This window comes from Mycolicibacterium helvum (assembly GCF_010731895.1).
GTDB classification, from domain to species: domain Bacteria; phylum Actinomycetota; class Actinomycetes; order Mycobacteriales; family Mycobacteriaceae; genus Mycobacterium; species Mycobacterium helvum.
This window is the reverse complement of sequence record NZ_AP022596.1, coordinates 1,528,409-1,546,517: the sequence shown is the minus strand read 5'-3', so window position 1 is coordinate 1,546,517 and position 18,109 is coordinate 1,528,409. Positions and strand designations below refer to the sequence as shown.

Annotated in this window: 23 protein-coding genes; 18 read left to right on the top strand and 5 right to left on the bottom strand. The window is 66.4% G+C overall.

Going from position 1 to position 18,109, the window contains the following annotated elements; genetic code table 11:
• Positions 1-71: 71 nt before the first annotated feature.
• Positions 72-785, bottom strand: a complete 714-nt coding sequence (locus G6N38_RS07150; protein WP_163746882.1) for a Rieske (2Fe-2S) protein — start codon at positions 783-785, stop codon at positions 72-74.
• Positions 782-1,321, bottom strand: a complete 540-nt coding sequence (locus G6N38_RS07145) for an RNA polymerase sigma factor (protein WP_163746881.1) — start codon at positions 1,319-1,321, stop codon at positions 782-784. Before G6N38_RS07145 ends, G6N38_RS07150 begins: the two co-directional genes overlap by 4 nt.
• A 130-nt stretch (positions 1,322-1,451) precedes the next feature.
• On the opposite strand from G6N38_RS07145, the gene G6N38_RS07140 reads away from it, so the two are divergent.
• Genes G6N38_RS07140 through G6N38_RS07130 form a run of 3 tightly spaced genes read left to right on the top strand, consistent with a single transcriptional unit; the run spans position 1,452 to position 3,216 of the window.
• Positions 1,452-1,910 carry a cupredoxin domain-containing protein gene (locus G6N38_RS07140; RefSeq protein WP_163746880.1) on the top strand — a complete coding sequence of 153 codons (459 nt, stop codon included), beginning with the start codon at positions 1,452-1,454 and terminating at the stop codon, positions 1,908-1,910.
• Between the two features lie 17 nt (positions 1,911-1,927).
• Positions 1,928-2,830, top strand: coding sequence for a metallophosphoesterase family protein (locus G6N38_RS07135; RefSeq protein ID WP_163751856.1), 903 nt, complete (start codon positions 1,928-1,930; stop codon positions 2,828-2,830).
• Positions 2,827-3,216, top strand: coding sequence for a hypothetical protein (locus tag G6N38_RS07130; RefSeq protein WP_163746879.1), 390 nt, complete (start codon positions 2,827-2,829; stop codon positions 3,214-3,216). Before G6N38_RS07135 ends, G6N38_RS07130 begins: the two co-directional genes overlap by 4 nt.
• Here G6N38_RS07130 and G6N38_RS07125 read toward each other — a convergent pair.
• Positions 3,170-3,550, bottom strand: coding sequence for a nitroreductase family deazaflavin-dependent oxidoreductase (locus tag G6N38_RS07125; protein ID WP_163746878.1), 381 nt, complete (start codon positions 3,548-3,550; stop codon positions 3,170-3,172). The two genes, G6N38_RS07130 and G6N38_RS07125, sit on opposite strands and share 47 nt — an antisense overlap.
• Positions 3,551-3,572: 22 nt before the next feature.
• Here G6N38_RS07125 and G6N38_RS07120 point away from each other — a divergent pair, with 22 nt between their 5' ends.
• The 8 genes from G6N38_RS07120 (at position 3,573) to G6N38_RS07085 (ending at position 11,070) form a co-directional block, all read left to right on the top strand.
• Entirely contained in the window at positions 3,573-3,734 is a 162-nt protein-coding gene (locus G6N38_RS07120; RefSeq protein ID WP_179968491.1) for a hypothetical protein, read from the top strand.
• A gap of 239 nt (positions 3,735-3,973) precedes the next feature.
• The gene (gene hemL / locus G6N38_RS07115; protein WP_163746877.1) at positions 3,974-5,290 is read left to right on the top strand and encodes a glutamate-1-semialdehyde 2,1-aminomutase; all 1,317 of its coding nucleotides are present in this window, start codon (positions 3,974-3,976) and stop codon (positions 5,288-5,290) included.
• Complete coding sequence (locus G6N38_RS07110; RefSeq protein ID WP_163746876.1) at positions 5,287-5,895, top strand: histidine phosphatase family protein; 609 nt, start codon at positions 5,287-5,289, stop codon at positions 5,893-5,895. The genes hemL and G6N38_RS07110 overlap by 4 nt, the downstream gene beginning before the upstream one ends.
• The gene (locus G6N38_RS07105) at positions 5,892-6,488 is read left to right on the top strand and encodes a TlpA disulfide reductase family protein (RefSeq protein WP_163746875.1); all 597 of its coding nucleotides are present in this window, start codon (positions 5,892-5,894) and stop codon (positions 6,486-6,488) included. The genes G6N38_RS07110 and G6N38_RS07105 overlap by 4 nt, the downstream gene beginning before the upstream one ends.
• A complete protein-coding gene (locus G6N38_RS07100) occupies positions 6,485-7,264 on the top strand; it encodes a cytochrome c biogenesis CcdA family protein (protein WP_163746874.1) in 780 nt (259 codons plus the stop codon). Before G6N38_RS07105 ends, G6N38_RS07100 begins: the two co-directional genes overlap by 4 nt.
• Before the next feature lie 47 nt (positions 7,265-7,311).
• Complete coding sequence (gene resB / locus G6N38_RS07095; protein WP_163751855.1) at positions 7,312-8,841, top strand: cytochrome c biogenesis protein ResB; 1,530 nt, start codon at positions 7,312-7,314, stop codon at positions 8,839-8,841.
• The gene (ccsB, locus tag G6N38_RS07090; RefSeq protein ID WP_163746873.1) at positions 8,838-9,818 is read left to right on the top strand and encodes a c-type cytochrome biogenesis protein CcsB; all 981 of its coding nucleotides are present in this window, start codon (positions 8,838-8,840) and stop codon (positions 9,816-9,818) included. The genes resB and ccsB overlap by 4 nt, the downstream gene beginning before the upstream one ends.
• A 76-nt stretch (positions 9,819-9,894) precedes the next feature.
• The gene (locus G6N38_RS07085; protein WP_179968490.1) at positions 9,895-11,070 is read left to right on the top strand and encodes a MinD/ParA family ATP-binding protein; all 1,176 of its coding nucleotides are present in this window, start codon (positions 9,895-9,897) and stop codon (positions 11,068-11,070) included.
• Here G6N38_RS07085 and G6N38_RS30200 read toward each other — a convergent pair.
• Positions 11,067-11,228, bottom strand: a complete 162-nt coding sequence (locus tag G6N38_RS30200) for a hypothetical protein (protein ID WP_170314156.1) — start codon at positions 11,226-11,228, stop codon at positions 11,067-11,069. The genes G6N38_RS07085 and G6N38_RS30200 overlap by 4 nt on opposite strands.
• 47 nt (positions 11,229-11,275) lie before the next feature.
• On the opposite strand from G6N38_RS30200, the gene G6N38_RS07080 reads away from it, so the two are divergent.
• Positions 11,276-11,602, top strand: coding sequence for a DUF4229 domain-containing protein (locus tag G6N38_RS07080; protein ID WP_163746872.1), 327 nt, complete (start codon positions 11,276-11,278; stop codon positions 11,600-11,602).
• Between the two features lie 4 nt (positions 11,603-11,606).
• On the opposite strand, the gene G6N38_RS07075 is transcribed toward G6N38_RS07080, so the two are convergent.
• Positions 11,607-12,476 (bottom strand): 1,4-dihydroxy-2-naphthoate polyprenyltransferase, encoded by an 870-nt coding sequence (locus tag G6N38_RS07075; protein WP_163746871.1) that lies wholly within the window; start codon positions 12,474-12,476, stop codon positions 11,607-11,609.
• Between the two features lie 623 nt (positions 12,477-13,099).
• On the opposite strand from G6N38_RS07075, the gene G6N38_RS07070 reads away from it, so the two are divergent.
• The 6 genes from G6N38_RS07070 to ahpD all read left to right on the top strand — a co-directional run bounded on the left by G6N38_RS07070 (position 13,100) and on the right by ahpD (position 18,035).
• Entirely contained in the window at positions 13,100-14,272 is a 1,173-nt protein-coding gene (locus tag G6N38_RS07070) for a hypothetical protein (RefSeq protein ID WP_163746870.1), read from the top strand.
• Positions 14,273-14,457: 185 nt separating this feature from the next.
• Positions 14,458-14,871 carry a MarR family winged helix-turn-helix transcriptional regulator gene (locus G6N38_RS07065; RefSeq protein ID WP_246227965.1) on the top strand — a complete coding sequence of 138 codons (414 nt, stop codon included), beginning with the start codon at positions 14,458-14,460 and terminating at the stop codon, positions 14,869-14,871.
• Positions 14,872-14,912: 41 nt separating this feature from the next.
• Positions 14,913-15,689: an S-methyl-5'-thioadenosine phosphorylase gene (locus tag G6N38_RS07060; protein ID WP_163746868.1), complete on the top strand. Its 777-nt coding sequence runs from the start codon at positions 14,913-14,915 to the stop codon at positions 15,687-15,689.
• Entirely contained in the window at positions 15,686-16,717 is a 1,032-nt protein-coding gene (locus G6N38_RS07055) for an NAD-dependent epimerase/dehydratase family protein (protein ID WP_163746867.1), read from the top strand. The genes G6N38_RS07060 and G6N38_RS07055 overlap by 4 nt, the downstream gene beginning before the upstream one ends.
• Before the next feature lie 194 nt (positions 16,718-16,911).
• Positions 16,912-17,499: a peroxiredoxin gene (locus G6N38_RS07050; RefSeq protein ID WP_163746866.1), complete on the top strand. Its 588-nt coding sequence runs from the start codon at positions 16,912-16,914 to the stop codon at positions 17,497-17,499.
• 2 nt (positions 17,500-17,501) lie between these two features.
• The gene (gene ahpD / locus G6N38_RS07045) at positions 17,502-18,035 is read left to right on the top strand and encodes an alkyl hydroperoxide reductase AhpD (RefSeq protein ID WP_163746865.1); all 534 of its coding nucleotides are present in this window, start codon (positions 17,502-17,504) and stop codon (positions 18,033-18,035) included.
• Positions 18,036-18,109 lie beyond the last annotated feature (74 nt).

The following is an 18,109-nucleotide window of genomic DNA, read 5'->3' as shown; positions in this document are numbered from 1 at the left end:
GGGCGATACTGATAAGTGCTGCTCCAATTATGTTGCTGTACATACCTTTAGATATGCGCGCAGGTTACAGCTCAGGTCGACTGAGTGGGTGGAGCCAGCACTTCCACCACGCCGTTCTGCTCGCGAACCTCGAAGTGCGGCAGTGGCTTCGGTGCGATGGGCAGAGCGTGCGTGACGACCATTCCGGCCGGCGAGAACGACGTCGAGTGGCACGGGCAGCGTAGCCGGTCGACGCTCTGGTCGAACCACAACTTGCAGCCCTGATGGGTGCACACGCCCGACACCGCTTCCACCCGGCCGTTGACCCGGCGGACGAACCCATTGACCGAGCCCAGATTGAACGCGTGCATGGTGCCCTCGGACACTTCTGAGCTCGCCGCCACGGTCTGCCATGACCCGTCGACCGGCACCATGTCGGCATCGGCGACCTGCGGTTCGTCGCCGGTCGGACGGAGCACCAGTCGGTCGACGGATACCGCTGCCACCGCTGCCGTCGCGGCCGCCGTGGTGCCGACGATCACCTGCCGGCGGGTGGCCGACGGTCCAGTCTTGGCCGGCGGTGCAACATCGTCGACCGGCCCAGGCGCTGAAGACATTTCGGCGGCCAGCCGCGCCTTGAGCCCGGATACGAACTCCGGCCGAGGCTCTGCCGCATCGTGGCGGGCGGCGGTCAGGTCGATGGCGGTGCGCAGCTGCGCGGCTTCGAAGTCGTCCGGGTGGAAGCCCTTGGGCTGACGACCGGCCAGCAGGTCGTCGATGTAGCGGCGCAGTTCCCGGCGGGTCATGGCAGTGCCCCCTCGCTGATCTGCGCGGCCAGCCGCAGTGCCCGGTGCTGCAGTACTTTCGCGTTCGCGACGCTGACGCCGAGCGAACTGGCCGCTTCCCGCACCGAACAGCCTTGCAGGAAGCGTAGTTCCAGCACCCGCCGGTAGTTGTCCGGAAGTGCGTCCAGCAGTGCGGCGACGCGTTGCGGTGCGGTGCTCGGCGCCGCCGGACCAAAGACGGTGGCGGGCAGGTCCTCGATGGTGGTGATCTCGGTGCCCAGGGTGGCCCGCCAGTGGGCGGCCAGTACGGTGCGCGCCGTGGCCCGCAGGTAGGCGCGCACCTCGGCGATGCTTGCCGTCAGGCGCAGCGGCCGCATCGCGGCCAAAAAGACCTCCGAGGTCAGGTCCTCGGCGTCGGCCCGATTTCCGACCCGCCCGAAGATCATCCGGTACACCCACGTCACGTTGTCGTCGTAGACGGCTTGCCAATCCGGATAGCGCGCTTCGGCGACCAGACGCAGGTCTGGTCTCGGGCGCCGATCGTCCTCCGCCGCCATCGTCGTGTGCCTTCCGCTCATCATCCAGAGATAGGTGGCGGGGTTACACGGCCGTCGGTGTAACCGTCGCCCTACCTCTTGATGAGACGGTCCGCGCTGCGGACTTGGTTCAGCCGAGGAGGCAGATTTCATGCAGCACACCCGCACTGCGCTCGCGTGCGCCGCGGTCGCCGTTGGCGTCGCCGCGTGCTCCGCGCCGGCGAAGACGCCCGCACCGACGGTCGACTTCGGTCCGAACGGCGGCACGTCAGTCGGAATGCCGGGAATGTCGTCGGCCATGCCCGGCATGGGGCCGATGCCGTCGGCCACCACGTCGAGCGCCCCGACCCCGCCGGTGGCCGGCACGGCCGTGGACATCACCAACTTCGCGTTTGCCCCGGCCAACCTCACTGTGAAGGTCGGCGACACCGTGACGTGGACCAATAAGGACGAGGAGCCCCACACCGTCGTCGCCAACGACGGCTCGTTCCATTCGCCGGGGCTGGACGCCAACGGCACGTACAGCTTCACCTTCACCACCCCGGGCAGCTTTGACTACATCTGCAGCATCCACCCGTTCATGCGCGGCACCGTGGTGGTGACCCGGTGAACGGCGATCCGCAACAGATGAGCCGGCGTCAGCTCATGCGGCACGGTGCCTGGTTCGGTGCCGCGGTCGGCCTAGCGGTCGTCGGCGGCGAGGTGCTCTCCCACGTCGCCGACGCCCCTGCGGCCACCCACACGCGGCCCACCTTGCGCTTCGCACAAGTCAGCGACAGCCACATCGGATTCAACGGCACTGCTAATCCCGACGTGGTGGGCTCCTTCGAGCGGGCCATCCACCAGATCAACAACCTGGGCTACACACCCGATTTCGTGATCCACACCGGCGATCTCACCCATCTGGCCACACCGGCACAGTTCGATCAGGTCAACCAGATGATGGGCGGCCTCATTACCCCCCACGTCTTCACCGTGCCCGGCGAGCACGATTCGGTCGATGATGCCGGGCAGAAATACCGCGCCGTGTTCGGCGCGGGCACCCGCGGCGACGGCTGGTACAGCTTCGACATCGCTGGTGTCCACGTCATCGGGCTGGTCAACACGCTGAACCTCAAGAATCTGGGCCACCTCGGCACCGATCAGCTGGAGTTCATCGAGAAGGACGTCGCGCCACTGCCGTCGGATACCCCGATCATCGTCTTCAGCCACATCCCGTTGTTCGCGATGTACCCGGCGTGGGGTTGGGGCACCGACGATGCCACTCAGGCGCTGAGCTATCTGCGCCGGTTCTCCTCGGTCACCTGCCTGAACGGTCATGTCCACCAGCTGTTCTCGAAAACGGAAGACAACGTGACGTTCTACAGCGGCACCACCACGGCATACCCGCTGCCGCATCCCGGCGACGGGCCGGCGCCCAAGCCGCTCACCGTGCCTGCCGGCAAGCTGCATGATGCGCTCGGCATTCGCGAGGTCAGCTACAACCGCGGCCAGTCCATGCTGGCGCTGAAAGAGGAGACGGTGCAATGACCCGGTTCGTCAACGTCGGTATCGCGCCCGCCCTGCTGGTCAGCGCCGCCAGCCATGGCTACCTGTATCTGCACGGATATCGGTACGTCCCTGCGATCGGCCCCGGCTTTCTCGTCCTGACAAGCGTTTCCGTGTCGTTGGCGATCCTGATCGCGCTCGGCGGGCCTGGCTGGTTGCGTGCGGCCGCGTTGCTGGTCTCCCTCGGCGCGCTCGGCGCCTTCGCCATGTCGCGCACCGTCGGGGTGATGGGATTCATCGAACGAGGCTGGGAGGCGCCGCATGGGCCGATCAGCGTGCTCGCCGAGGCGATCACGGTGGTGTTATGCGGCTGGTCGCTGATCAAACGCGGGTCAGTAGCACCGCGTTATCGAACGGCAGCGTCGTGAAGATCGGCCGCCAGAGGCCCGAAACATGCGGGGCGGCTGCGGCTTTCGTCACCATCCGGGGATTGCTGACGGTGAACGTCCGGCCGTAACGTTTGAGCCGTCCGCCGCCGGCGGCGGTGATGTTCTTCAGCCAGTCCCGGTTCGGCCCGTAGGTCAGCAGGATCGCGACGCCCTCGTCGGTGGTGAACACCGTCAGGGGGGTGCGGTAATGCGCGCCCGAGCGCCGGCCGACGTGTTCGAGGATGCCCATGGTCGGTATGAAGCCCGCCCACAGCCGCTGCACCGGGTTGGTGACGTACCGGTTGAACCTGGCCAACCATTGCGGCAGCTGCATCAGACCATCAAACTCTGAAGACATGGCCGACCTCAAGCCCCCGTGGTTCACCGCCTCGGTGTTCAACAAGGTCGCGATGGCCACCGCCGTCTCGGGTTGCGAGACGCTCACGGTGACGGCCCGCGCGAGTGGGCAAGACCAGAAGATCCCGGTGATCACCGTCGACGTGGACGACGTCAGTTAGGCAGTGGATAGCGGGCAAGACCGTCCATGGCCATATCGGCAAGCTGCCCGACCCCTCTGACCTCCCGGTTTCCCCCGGCCAGGGTGCTCTTCCCGCGAGATTGACACCGCGCAGAGGCGTACTCGAACTCTCCCTGCGTGGGTGCAATCTCGGGGATTCGGGGGTCGCCGCGCCGGGGGGAAGCCCAACTGCTACACCCTGTAGTTGAGCATCCCCGCATGCCTGGGACACTGGTGGCCATGAGCAGCACGGATCAGGCCGCCTCGACCGCGGCATCGGCCAGGCTGTTCGCCGACGCCTGTGCAGTCATCCCCGGCGGAGTGAACTCCCCGGTCCGGGCCTTCAACTCCGTCGGCGGCACGCCCCGCTACATCACCTCGGCCAAGGGCTACTGGCTCACCGACGCCGACGGCAACCGCTTCATCGACCTGGTGTGCTCGTGGGGCCCGATGATCCTGGGTCATGCCCATCCGGCCGTCGTCGAGGCGGTGCAGCGCGCCGCTGCCGATGGCCTGTCGTTCGGCGCACCCACGCCAGGGGAGACCGAGCTCGCCGCCGAGATCATCGCCCGGGCGAAGCCGGTGCAGCGGGTGCGGCTGGTGAACTCCGGCACCGAGGCAACCATGAGCGCGGTGCGCCTGGCCCGCGGTTTCACCGGCCGATCGAAGGTCATCAAGTTCTCCGGCTGCTACCACGGCCATGTCGACGCGCTGCTGGCCGACGCCGGCTCCGGGGTCGCCACCCTGGGTCTGCCGTCCTCACCGGGTGTCACCGGCGCCACCGCTGCCGACACGATTGTGTTGCCCTACAACGATATCGCCGCCGTAGAAGACTCCTTCGCAAAGTTCGGTGACACTATCGCCGCGGTGATCACCGAGGCGTGCCCGGGCAATATGGGTGCGGTCCCGCCGCTGCCCGGCTACAACGCCGCACTGCGGCGCATCACCGCCGAACACGGCGCGCTGCTGATCGTCGACGAGGTGATGACCGGCTTCCGGATGAGCCGAAGTGGTTGGTACGGAATCGATCCCGTCGACGCTGATCTGTTCACCTTCGGCAAGGTGATGAGCGGTGGGCTGCCCGCCGCGGCGTTCGGCGGCCGCAGAGACGTGATGGAACGCCTGGCTCCGCTGGGTCCGGTGTACCAGGCAGGCACCCTGTCGGGTAACCCGGTGGCGGTGGCCGCCGGGCTGGCCACGCTGCGCAACGCCGACGACGCGGTGTACGCCGCACTGGACGCCAACGCCGATCGGCTGGCCGGCCTGCTGGGCGATGCGCTGACGCAAGCCGGTGTGGTCCATCAGGTTCCGCGGGCCGGCAACTTCCTGTCGGTGTTCTTCACGGATTCGCCGGTCACCAACTTTGCCGAAGCGAAGGCCAGTGAGACGTGGCGGTTCCCGGCGTTCTTCCACGCCCTGCTCGACGCCGGTGTGTACGCGCCGCCGAGTGCCTTCGAAACCTGGTTCGTCTCGGCTGCGCTCGACGACGCCGCGTTCGAGCGGATCGCCGACGCCCTGCCGGGTGCGGCACGCGCTGCAGCGGAAGCGAAGCCATGACAGACCGCACAATCGTCCACGTCATGCGCCACGGCGAGGTGCACAACCCGGACGGCATCCTCTATGGCCGCCTGCCCGACTTCCACCTCTCCGAGCGCGGCCGAGCCCAGGCCGACGCGGTGGCCGGCTGGCTGGCCGCGCGCGACATCGTCTACGTGGTGGCCTCACCGCTGGAGCGGGCCCAGGAGACGGCCGCGCCGATTGCCGCTCACCATGGCCTGGCCGTCGACACCGACGACGAACTCATCGAGTCGCACAACGTCTTTCAGGGCGAACGGGTTTCCCCCGGCGACGGCGCCCTGCGTGACCCGCGTAACTGGTGGCACCTGCGCAACCCGCGCACGCCGTCGTGGGGCGAGCCGTACCGGGAGATCGCCGCGCGGATGAAGCGGGGGCTGGACCGCGCGCGGGTCAAAGGGGTGGGCCATGAGGCGGTCTGCGTCAGCCATCAGTTGCCCGTTGAGACCCTGCGCAGGGCGATGACCGGCGCACAGCTGCACCATTTCCCGACCCGGCGGCTGTGCAACCTGGCATCGCTGACCTCGTTCTACTACGACGGGGATGACTACATCGGCTGGGGATACACGGAGCTAGCCGGGCGGTGAAGCGGCTGTTGGTCCTCCTGGTGGCGGCGACGGTGTTGGCCGGCTGCTCCACCGGTGACGACGCGGTCGCCCAAGGTGGCACCTTCGAGTTCGTCGCCCCCGGTGGCAAGACCGACATCTTCTACGATCCGCCGGCCAGCCGTGGCAGACCCGGCGCAATCTCCGGTCCCGAACTGATGGACCCGTCGAAGACGTTGTCGCTGAAGGACTTCGAGGGCAAGGTTGTTGTGATCAACGTGTGGGGCCAGTGGTGCGGGCCCTGCCGCTCCGAGATCACCCAGCTGGAGAAGGTCTACGTCCAGACCCGCGATCTGGGTGTGGCCTTTCTCGGAATCGACGTGCGGGACAACGACATCACCGCACCCCAGGATTTCGTCACCGACCGCAAAGTCACCTTCCCATCGATCTACGACCCGGCGATGCGCACCATGATCGCCTTCGGCGGCAAGTACCCCGCGACGGTGATCCCGTCGACCGTCGTGCTGGACCGGGAGCACCGGGTGGCCGCGGTGTTCCTGCGTGAGCTGCTGGCCGAGGACCTGCTGCCCGTGGTGCAGCGGCTGGCCGCCGAGCCGAAACCGGCGGCACCGTGACGGGTTTCGCGCAGACCGCCGCCGCGGGCCCGCTGCTGCTCGCCCTGGGGATCTGCGTGCTGGCCGGGTTGGTGTCGTTCGCGTCGCCATGCGTGGTGCCGCTGGTGCCCGGGTACCTGTCCTATCTCGCGGCGGTCGTAGGGGTGGACGACCTCGACGCGCGTACCGGCCGGGTCGCGATCAAGGCGCAACGCTGGCGGGTGGCCGGGTCGGCGCTGCTGTTCGTCGCGGGATTCACCGTGGTGTTCGTGCTCGGCACAGTGGCCGTCCTTGGCATGACCACCTCCTTGATCACCAATCAGCTGGTGTTGCAACGGGTTGGTGGCGTGTTGACCATCGTCATGGGCCTGGTGTTCATCGGCTTCATCCCGGCGCTGCAGCGTCAGGCCCGGTTCACGCCGACCCGCCTCGCCGGGGTGGCGGGTGCCCCGCTGCTCGGCGCGGTCTTCGGGTTGGGCTGGACGCCCTGTCTGGGCCCGACACTGACCGGGGTGATCACCGTCGCCTCGGCCACCGACGGCGCCAGCGTCGCCCGTGGTGTCGCACTGGTGATCGCCTACTGCCTGGGCCTTGGCATTCCGTTCGTGCTGCTGGCACTCGGATCGGGCTGGGCGGTCAACGGATTTGGCTGGCTGCGCCGGCACACCCGGACCATCCAGATCATCGGCGGTGTGCTGCTGATCGCCGTCGGGTTGGCGCTGGTCACCGGGGCCTGGAACGACTTCATCTCCTGGGTGCGCGACGCGTTCGTCTCCGACGTGAGGCTGCCGATTTGAAATCCGTCGTCGCATTGATCCGCACCCTGTGGCGCGCGCTGACCTCGATGGGCACCGCGCTGGTGCTGTTGTTCCTGTTGGCGCTGGGGGCGGTGCCGGGTGCGCTGCTGCCGCAGCGCAGCCTCAATGAGTCCAAGGTGACGCAGTACCTCGCCGAACACACCATCATCGGGCCCTGGCTGGACCGGCTGCAGCTGTTCGACGTGTTCTCCAGCTTCTGGTTCACCGCCATCTATGCGCTGCTGTTCATCTCGTTGGTGGGGTGTCTGACCCCGCGGATGATCGAGCACGCCAAAGGTCTGCGCGCGGTGCCGGTGCCGGCCCCACGTAACCTGTCCCGACTGCCCAAGTACGCCACCGCCGAAGTCTCGGGGACAGCCGAACAAGCGGCGGCCGCAATCTCCGAGCGCCTCAAGGGCTGGCGACGCGTCACCCGCCAGACCGACGACGGCATCGAGATCTCGGCCGAGAAGGGCTACCTGCGGGAGTTCGGCAACATCGTCTTCCACTTCTCCTTGCTGGGCCTGTTGGTGGCGATCGCGGTCGGCAAGCTGTTCGGATACGAAGGCAATGTCATCGTCGTCGCCAATGGCGGCCCCGGCTTCTGTTCGGCTTCACCGGCCGCGTTTGACTCGTTCCGCGCCGGAAACAGTGTCGACGGCACGTCGCTGTATCCGATGTGCCTGCGGGTCAACGACTTCCAGGCCCACTATTTGCCCAGCGGGCAGGCGCTGTCGTTCGCATCGAACATCGAGTATCAGGCCGGGTCCGACCTGGCCGACGGCACCTGGCGGCCGTACCGCCTCGAGGTCAACCATCCGCTGCGCATCGGCGGCGACCGGGTGTACATGCAGGGCCACGGCTACGCCCCGACGTTCACCGTCACCTTCCCGAACGGACAGCGGCGCACGCAGACCCTGCAGTGGCGGCCCGACGACCCGATCACGTTGCTGTCCTCGGGCGTGATCCGGGTTGACCCGCCGGGCGGCATGTATCCCGATCCCTCCGAGCGGCGCAAGCATCAGCTGGCGATCATGGGCTTGTTCGCACCCACTGCCGAGCTTGACGGCACCCTGCTGTCGTCGAGCTTTCCGGCGGCCAATGATCCCGCGGTGGCCATCGACATCTATCGCGGTGACACCGGGCTGGATACCGGCCGTCCCCAGTCGCTGTTCACCCTGGACCCGCGGCTCATCGAGCAGAAGCGGCTCACCAAGGTCAAACGCACCAATCTGCGCCAGGGCGAGGAGGTCCGGCTCGACGACGGCACCGTGGTGCGGTTCGACGGCGCGACCCCATTCGTCAACCTGCAGGTCTCCCACGATCCCGGCCAGGTGTGGGTTCTGGTGTTCGCGATGTCGATGATGGGCGGGTTGTTGGTCTCACTGATCGTGCGCCGGCGCCGGGTGTGGGCCAGGATTTACCCGACCGGCGGGCAGGCCGGTACGGTAAACGTCGAGCTGGGCGGTCTGGCCCGCACCGACAACTCCGGGTGGGGCAGCGAGTTCGAGAAGCTCACTGAGCGGATGTTGGCGGACCTGCCGGAGCCGTCGCAAGAGAAGGCGGATCGCGCATGAATACCGAGCACATCGACATCGGTCTGGCCCGCTATTCGGACTGGGCCTTCACGTCGTCGATCGTCATTCTCGTCGGTGCGCTGTTGCTGCTGGCCGTCGAGCTCGCCTACAGCCGCGGCCGCAAGGTCGAGGCCCGCGAACTAGTATCGGCCGGAGCCGCCGTCACCGCCGACAGTGACCGCCCCGGTGTCGTCGTCGAAACGCCTCGACGGTCCGCCGACGAACGCATCGGCAAGGCCGGCCTGTCGTTGGTCTACGTTGGCATTGCGGCGTTGTTCGCCTGCATCGTGTTGCGCGGGCTGGCCACCTCCCGGGTGCCGTGGGGCAACATGTACGAGTTCATCAACCTCACCAGCTTCTGCGGTTTGATTGCGGCTGCGGTCGTGCTGCGCAAGCCGCAGTACCGCGCGCTGTGGGCGTTCGTGCTGCTGCCGGTGCTGATCCTGCTGGCGGTTTCTGGTAAGTGGCTGTACTCCAATGCTGCCCCCGTGATGCCTGCGTTGCAGTCGTACTGGCTGCCGATCCACGTGTCGGTGGTCAGCCTCGGCTCGGGTGTATTCCTGGTGGCGGGCGTGGCCAGCATCCTGTTCCTGCTGAAGATGTCGCCACTGGCCGCTGCTGGGCGTGACGGCGCGCTCGCGCGCATCGTGCAGCGCTTGCCGGATGCCCAAACCCTCGACCGGATCGCCTACCGCACCACCATTTTCGCGTTCCCGATCTTCGGCTTCGGGGTCATCTTCGGTGCCATCTGGGCCGAGGAGGCGTGGGGCCGCTACTGGGGCTGGGACCCCAAGGAGACCGTCGCGTTCATCGCGTGGGTGGTCTACGCCGCGTATCTCCATGCCCGTTCGACGGCTGGTTGGCGAGACAAAAAGGCCGCCTGGATCAACGTCGTCGGGTTCGTCGCGATGGTTTTCAACTTGTTCTTCATCAACCTGGTCGTGACCGGGCTGCACTCCTACGCCGGAGTGGGCTGATCTGACGTTGCGCTAGGGTCGGAAGGACACCACGAAATCCACTCGACCCGAAACGAGATGTCAGGGGGAAGTGTCCGTGTCTAATCCTGGACCCCGTCAGGGCCACGAATTGACTGATGCGACAACGGTGTTCCGCGCAGAGCAGCGGTTCGCCGATCCTGCTACTGCGACGCCGCAGCCCGAACCGGACTGGCTGGCTCCAACGCCACCCATCGGCATCCCGATGGATCCGCTGTTCAGCCAGGCCGCGGCTCCGCTGTTCAATCAGTACGAAGCCGAACAACCGTCGTACCGGCCTGCAATCCCGCCGACGCCATATCCGGACCTGTCCACCAGTGCGCTGCTGCGGCAGGTCAAGCCACCCCCGTCACAAGGCTGGCGCAAGTGGCTCTACGTGCTGTCAGGCAGGCTGATCAATGTCGGTGAGGGGCCGGACGCTGCGCGCCGCCACAGCCTCACCGCACAAGTCAACCGCCCGCTGTCGGGGTGCTACAAGGTCGCCGTGCTGTCGCTGAAGGGCGGGGTCGGTAAGACGACGATCACCGCCACCCTGGGCGGCACGTTCGCTTCGATCCGGGGTGATCGGGTGGTGGCGGTGGACGCGAGCCCCGACCGCGGCACGCTGAGCCAGAAGGTGCCGCTGGAGACTCCGGCGACCGTGCGTCACCTGTTGCGCGACGCCGACGGTATCGAGCGCTACAGCGACGTGCGCGGCTACACCTCACAGGGGCCGAGTCGCCTCGAGGTGCTGGCTTCCGAGAACGATCCCACGGTGTCGGAGGCGTTCAGCGCCGACGACTATGACCGGGCGCTGGCGGTGCTCGAACGCTTCTACAGCCTGGTGCTCACCGATTGCGGGCCCGGGCTTCTGCACTCGGCGATGGGCTCGGTGCTCACGCAGGCCGACTCTCTGATCGTGGTCAGTTCGGGTTCGGTGGATGGTGCCCGCAGCGCGTCGGCGACGCTGGACTGGCTAGATGCGCACGGTCACGAGGATCTGGTGCGCCGGTCGGTGTGCGTGATCAACGCGGTGCGCCCGCGGACCGGCAAGGTCGATATGCAGAAGGTGGTCGATCACTTCTCCCGGCGTTGCCGCGCGGTGTGTCTCGTACCGTTCGACCCGCATCTCGAGGAGGGCGCCGAGGTCGAGCTCGATCGGTTGAAGCCGAAGACCCGGGAGGCTCTTGTCCGGTTGGCCGCGGTGGTGGCCGACGGGTTCCCTGCCACCGACGCAGGCGAGCGGTTCGGTTAGCGCGGGTTGTTATCGCCGTGGCTCAGCCGCCACAGGAAGTCCGGATCGTCGTCGGGACCGACGACCCTGGTCTTCGTCCGAGTCGACTGAGCGCGAATCGCACGCCATCCGACGTAGACAGCAGCGGCGATGATCATGACCAAGAGCAGGTACAGCACGGAAACCTCCTTTGTCCGAATATACGCGGGTCGGTAGGCTCGGCGCGGTGTCGGACAATTCGGACAACAAGACCTCGGGTTCAGGTGGCCAGTTGGCCCTTGACGTCGCCATCTACACGTGCGCGCGGATCGCGTTGGTGGTCGCCCTGACGGCTGCGATCTACTACATCGCGCAGCTGATCGGGATCCGCGAGTTCCCACTCATCGTGGCCCTGTTGTTCGGGATCGTGATTGCCTTGCCATTGGGAATCTGGGTTCTGGCTCCACTGCGCAAGCGCGCCACCGCGAGCATCGCGCTGGTCGACGAGCGCCGTCGCCGCGATCGCGAGCAGCTGCAAGCCCGGCTGCGCGGGCCTAAGAATCCGCAGGACTAGCCGGTTAACCAAATCCCAGGGCCAGCGCGACGACGATGGACCAGACCAGCATGGTCAGGCCGGTATCGCGCAGGACCGGGATGAGCTCACGACCACCGAGGCCGCGGCGCACCGGGCCGGCCGCGCGCAGCGCCAGCGGCGCCGCGACCAACCCGACCACGCACCACGGCGTGGCCAGCATCAGAAGCAGCGTCAGCACACCAGCCAGCCCGAGCAGCGACTGGTAGAACACCCGGGTGCGGCTGTCGCCGAGGCGGACCGCCAGGGTCAGCTTGCCGGCCACCCGATCGGTCGGGATATCGCGCAGGTTGTTGGCGACGAGCACCGCCGAGGACAGCGCGCCCGTCGTGACGGCAAGGGTCAGGCCGACCCAGTCCACCCGCAGCGCTTGGGTGTACTGCGTGCCCAGCACCGCGACGAGCCCGAAGAACACGAACACCGCGACCTCGCCGTAGCCGGCGTAGCCGTAGGGCCGCGAGCCGCCGGTGTACAGCCACGCCCCGGCGATGCAGACCACGCCGACCGCAATCAGCCACGGAGCGCTGACGATGGCCAGCGCCAGCCCGGCAACCGCGCCCACCCCGAGGCTGACGATCGCGGCGGCCAGCACGGCCCGAGGTGTCGCCAACTTGGAGCCGACCAGACGCAGCGGTCCGGCGCGCTCGTCATCGGTGCCGCGAATGCCGTCGGAGTAGTCGTTGGCGAAGTTGACGCCGATGATCAGCGCGAGTGAAACCGTAAGTGCCAGCAGCGACTTCCACCACACGGCGCCGTGCAGCCAGGCGGCTGCACCCGTGCCCGCGATCACCGGCGCCACCGCGTTGGGCAGGGTTCTGGGCCGGGCTCCCTCGATCCATTGCGCGATGCTCGCCATGCACGCAATCGTCGCACGGGCGGTCGGCAGCGACTTGGGGTGCACAGTCACCAGGCGCAGCCGCGTTTGCCGAATCCGCGCGACGTTGGCTCGCCCCGGGTAGCTGCAAAGCCCTGCGGATGGGTGGGCCTGGATTAGCCAGACGTGGCGTCCGTTCCGATCTGCGCGGCGCAGAACGCTACTAAGAACCTCTGGGTGGGCATCCCCGCCTTTGCCGAGGGATCGCCAGGGGTGGTAGCTAGGGGCGATTGGCCGGGATGGCCATATTCGTACGACGAGCTGTCAGCTACATGATTGTTCAGCAAACTTAACTAATTGTTATTAAGGGTGGTGAAAAACGGGTGGTGACAGGTTCTGGAATGTGTTCAGTTAATTAATTAAGGACCGATAACAAGTTTCAGTCCTGGGGGGAATAGTTGCGGCGCTAAAATAACACACATCCCGATCTTGATTGCTGCTGTGATGAATTCATTCGCTCACCTGCGCGTCTTTGAGTTGCGATGATTGCGCGGGGTCGCGTGGCCCTGACGGAGACGTAAGCACTTCGCCGAATGCGGCCGATTCTCAGCTTCTGCTCAGCTAGTGTTTGCCGCGTCCAAGTGAGTGCCTTGACAGGAGTAAACATGCACGTAGCTGTGCGTTCCACCGTTGCGACCGGGGTAGCGCTGGTAGGAGCCAGTGCAATTGCCTTGTCCCCGATTCAGCCAGTCGGTTCGGTCGCTTTGCCATTGTCGGGAGTCAATGTCCCGGCTGCTATTTCGAACGTTGCCGTCGAACTCGCGGCGCAGACCAACCCCTTCGAGGCCTGGGTGAATGTCTTGACCCAGACCGTGACCAATGCGGGAGCGCTCGGTACGGCGTTGGTCGCCGACCCACTGCCTGTCGTCCGGCAGGTGGCGCAGAATTGGATCGGTTACGGCCAAACCACCGCGACCGCGCTCGGCGACTTCGCCGCGGGGTTGAACTTCTACCTGTTCAGTTCGGAGCCATACTCGCTGCCTTACTATGTCAAAACGGTGCTCCAACAGCTCGCAGCCGGTGAACTGGCCGCGGCAGCCTCGTCGATCAACGAATCGATAGGCTCGGCGATCATCCGGCTTGGCCTGCCGTTGTTTCCTCTGACGAACATTCCCGGTGCGATAACCGACAACTTGACTGCGGCGGTCAAGTCGCTCACTAGTATCACCACTCTGTTCGGCCTTCTGGTAGGTGGCCTCAGCCCCATAGAAGGGGTGATCCAGGCGGCCGGCGACAGTGGGCAGGTAATCGTCGATTCGCTCGGAGCCGGAGACTTCGGCGCTGCCGCTCAGGCCTTATTGAACATCCCGCCAACGTTGGTGGGGGCCTTCATCAACGGCTATACGTCGGTAGGTGGCTCGGTGTTCCAGGGAATTCTGTCTCCGCCGGATGAAAACGGCGTAAACCCCGGGCTGCTCTACACGCTGCTGGTGAACATTCCAAAGGCGCTCGCCACCGCGATCACTCCGGTGTCTGCGTCCGCGTCTGCGGCGGCGCGGCTCGCCAAGCCCGCCACCAGCGTCGAGGCGGCACCGGCTACCGACGCGACCGAGTCGACTGGTTCCACCGATTCGGCCGCCTCTTCTGACGCGACCGAGGCCAGTTCCGGATCGTCGGCGACCGCCGGTGTCGGCGGCTCGCGGGTAACCGGGAAGAAGGACACCAAAGCCCAAAATGGCGTCGCTGCCAAGAAGCCGACGGGTGCCAAGTCGTCGACCGGCGCCAAGAGCGCCCGGCCGCATGCCGGCAACGGCGGCGGTGGGGGCTCAGCCGAGTAGACCACTCGATGCATCATGACGATGCCGAGAGCGGGTCCTCTGCCCACTGGGTGGAGGACCCGCTTCCGCGGCTTGAGTGGGAACCAAACGCGGGTGATCGCCATCGGGCTGCCCATCGGCGGTATCTGAGCCTCGGCTTCGACGAGCTCGAGGCAAGCGCGTGGCTGCATTTCGAGTCGGTGGCGATGGCGCTGCTATCGGTCGTCAACCGCGGTCTGATGCGGCGCCACAAGTTGAGTCTGGCCGATGTCCAGTTGTTGGCGCATCTGAAGAGCAGCGGCCCGAGTCAGATGGGCGCCCTCGCCGAGATGCTGATGGTCACCCCCAGTGCGTTGACCCAGCAGATCCAACGTCTCGAGGGGCGCCGGCTGGTGCGTCGCGATGCCAGCAGTGACGACGGTCGACGGGTGCTCGCGACGATAACCACAGAGGGCATCAAGTTGACCACGGCTTCGCTGGAAACCTATGCCCGGTTGGTGCGCACCTATTTTCTCGATGAACTGAGCAGGCGACAGACGATTGCCCTTGGGGACGGATGCCGACGGATCAGCGCCAGATTGAAGGCGGCCGATTCGACCCGCGACCTGCCAGATATCTAGCTCGGAAGAGCCCACCGACGTCGATACACCACAATGGACAAATGCTCGGAGTCATCGGCGGCAGCGGTTTCTACACCTTCTTCGGATCCGATGCGCGCAGCGTGAACCTCGACACCCCGTACGGCGAGCCCAGTGCGCCGATCACCGTCGGCCGGGTGGGCCGGCATGAGGTGGCGTTCCTGCCGCGGCACGGTCTGAGCCACGAATTCTCGCCGCATACCGTGCCCTACCGGGCCAACATGTGGGCGCTGCGAGCCCTCGGCGTGCGACGGGTATTCGGGCCGTGCGCCGTGGGCAGCCTCACTCCCGCGCTCGGCCCCGGCGCAGTGGTCGTGCCCGATCAGCTGGTGGACCGAACCCGGGGTCGCGACGACACCTACTTCGACTCCGGCGGCATCCATGTCGGGTTCGCCGACCCCTACTGTCCGACGTTGCGCGCGGCGGCCACCGATCTGCCCGGGGTGATCGACGGCGGCACCATGGTGGTGGTGCAGGGTCCCCGGTTCTCCACCCGCGCGGAGAGCCAGTGGTTCGCACGTGAGGGGTTCTCCCTGATCAACATGACCGGCTATCCCGAGGCCGTCTTGGCTCGCGAGTTGGAAATATGTTATGCCGCAATTGCTTTGGTGACTGACCTGGATGCCGGTGTTGATGTCGGCGCCGGCGTGCGTGCGGTGGACGTCTTTGCCGAGTTCGAGAAGAACATGGGGCCGTTCAAGAAGTTGGTGCTGGAGGCCATCGACCAGGTGCCGCCCGATCGGGTCTGCGTGCACTGCCTTGCGCACGACGGCGTCGAGTTACCGTTCGACCTGCCGTGAGGGTGTTGCTCACCGGGGCTGCCGGGTTCATCGGGAGCCGGGTTCGAGCCGCCCTGGTAGCCGACGGGCACGAGGTGGTTTCGGCCGACATCATGCTCGATGCCGCCCACGGTCGCGAGGCCACTTTGCCCGATCACTGTCACCGCGTCGACATGCGTGATGCGGATGCGTTGGCGCGCTTGCTGTCCGGGGTTGACGTCGTCTGTCATCAGGCGGCCGTGGTGGGTGCCGGAGTCAACGCTGCCGACGCGCCGTCGTATGCCGGACACAACGACTACGGCACCGCGGTGCTGCTGGCGCAGATGTTCGCCGCGGGAGTGCAGCGGCTGGTGCTGGCGTCGTCGATGGTGGTGTACGGCCAGGGCGGATATCGCTGCCCGGTGCACGGCGTGGTCGATCCGCTGCCGCGGAGTCGCGCCGATCTGGACGCCGGGGTGTTCGAGCATCGGTGCCCGCTGGGCGGGGAGGAGCTGTCCTGGCAGCTGGTCGATGAGGACACGCCGCTGCGCCCGCGCAGCCTGTATGCCGCCAGCAAGGCCGCCCAGGAGCACTATGCGCTGGCGTGGGCGGAGTCGACGGGCGGCTCGGTGGTCGCGCTGCGTTATCACAACGTGTACGGGCCCGGCATGCCGCGTGACACCCCATACTCAGGGGTGGCAGCAATATTTCGGTCATCTCTTGAAAAGGGCGAACCACCAAGAGTTTTCGAGGACGGTGGGCAGATGCGCGACTTCGTCCACGTCGACGACATCGCGGCCGCCAATGTCGCAGCTGTCCGCTCGGAGGGGGGCGGCTTCCTGGCCGTGAACGTCTGCTCCGGCCGACCGATCTCGATCATGACGGTGGCCACCCGTCTCAGTGCGGCCCGTGGCGGGCTGGCGCCGGTTGTCACCGGCCAGTACCGGAGTGGCGATGTCCGCCACATCGTCGCCGACCCGGCCCGTGCGAGCGGGTTGCTGGGATTCCGGGCCGCGATCGACCCAGACAGCGGCCTGCGGGACTTCGCGTTCGCCCCCCTGCGGGTGTGAGCCGTCGCCCGGTTCACTGTGACGCCCATCACGGGGCTAAATGTCTTCGCCCGGTGGGTGATTGAACGAGGTTGCGGCGGTCTGCGGAACTGGTGACAATGATCACCTTCGGGTGCGGGGGCCTTATCTACCTGCGCTCCTCCTGGCATAATCTGGAATTGTTCCAGTTTAGACCTCGAGGAGTGGTGACAATCATGGCGCTATTGACAATCGGCGATCAGTTCCCGGCCTACGACCTGAAGGCAGTCGTCGGCGGCGACCTGTCCAAGGTTGACGCCAAGCAGCCCGACGACTACTTCATCCAGGTGGCGAGCTCGGACAACCCGGGCAAGTGGCGGGTGATCTTCTTCTGGCCCAAGGACTTCACGTTCATCTGCCCCACCGAGATCGCAACTTTCGGCAAGCTCAACGACGAGTTCGAGGACCGCGACGCCCAGGTTCTCGGGGTGTCGGTGGACAACGAGTTCGTTCACTTCCAGTGGCGGGCCCAGCACGAGGATCTCAAGAAGCTGCCGTTCCCGATGGTGTCGGATCTCAACCGTCAGCTCTGCGAGGCTACCGGCGTGCTCAACGCCGACGGCGTTGCGGATCGGGCGACCTTCATCGTCGACCCCAACAACGAGATCCAGTTCGTATCGGTGACCGCCGGGTCGGTGGGTCGCAACGTCGACGAGGTGCTGCGGGTGCTCGATGCGCTGCAGTCCGATGAGCTGTGCGCGTGCAACTGGAAGAAGGGCGACCCGACGATTGACGCCGGCGAGCTGCTGGCCGAGGCGGTCTGACGATGGGCATCGAGGCCGTCAAAGAAGCACTGCCGGAGTATGCCAAGGACCTCAAGCTCAATCTCGGCAGCATTGTCCGGTCGACGGAGTTGACCGAACAGCAACTGTGGGGTGCGCTGGTGGCAACCGCAGCGGCGACCAAGTCCGAACAGCTGCTGCGTGAGGTCACCGAGGACGCGCTGGATCTGCTGTCGGAAGAGGCGTATCACGCCGCGCTGGGTGCCGCCGCGATCATGGGGATGAACAACGTGTTCTACCGCACCAAGCACCAGCTCGAGGGTCGCTACGACGACCTGCGGGCGGGCTTGCGGATGAACATCATCGCCAATCCGGGCGTGCCGAAGTCCGATTTCGAGCTGTGGTCGCTGGCCGTGTCGGCGATCAACGGATGCGATCAGTGCCTGGCGGCTCATGAGAAGGAGCTCCGGGACGCCGAGGTGTCCCGGACGGTGATCTTCGAGGCCATCCGGGTCGCCGCGATCGTCTCCGGGGTCGCGCAGGCTCTTATCTCTACGCAGGCGTTGGCCACCGCCTGACCGAGTCTGGAGGCCGGGGCCGCTGCACCCAGCGGCCCCGGCCTTTCGGTTCGGTATTCCCAACCCGGTGGTTG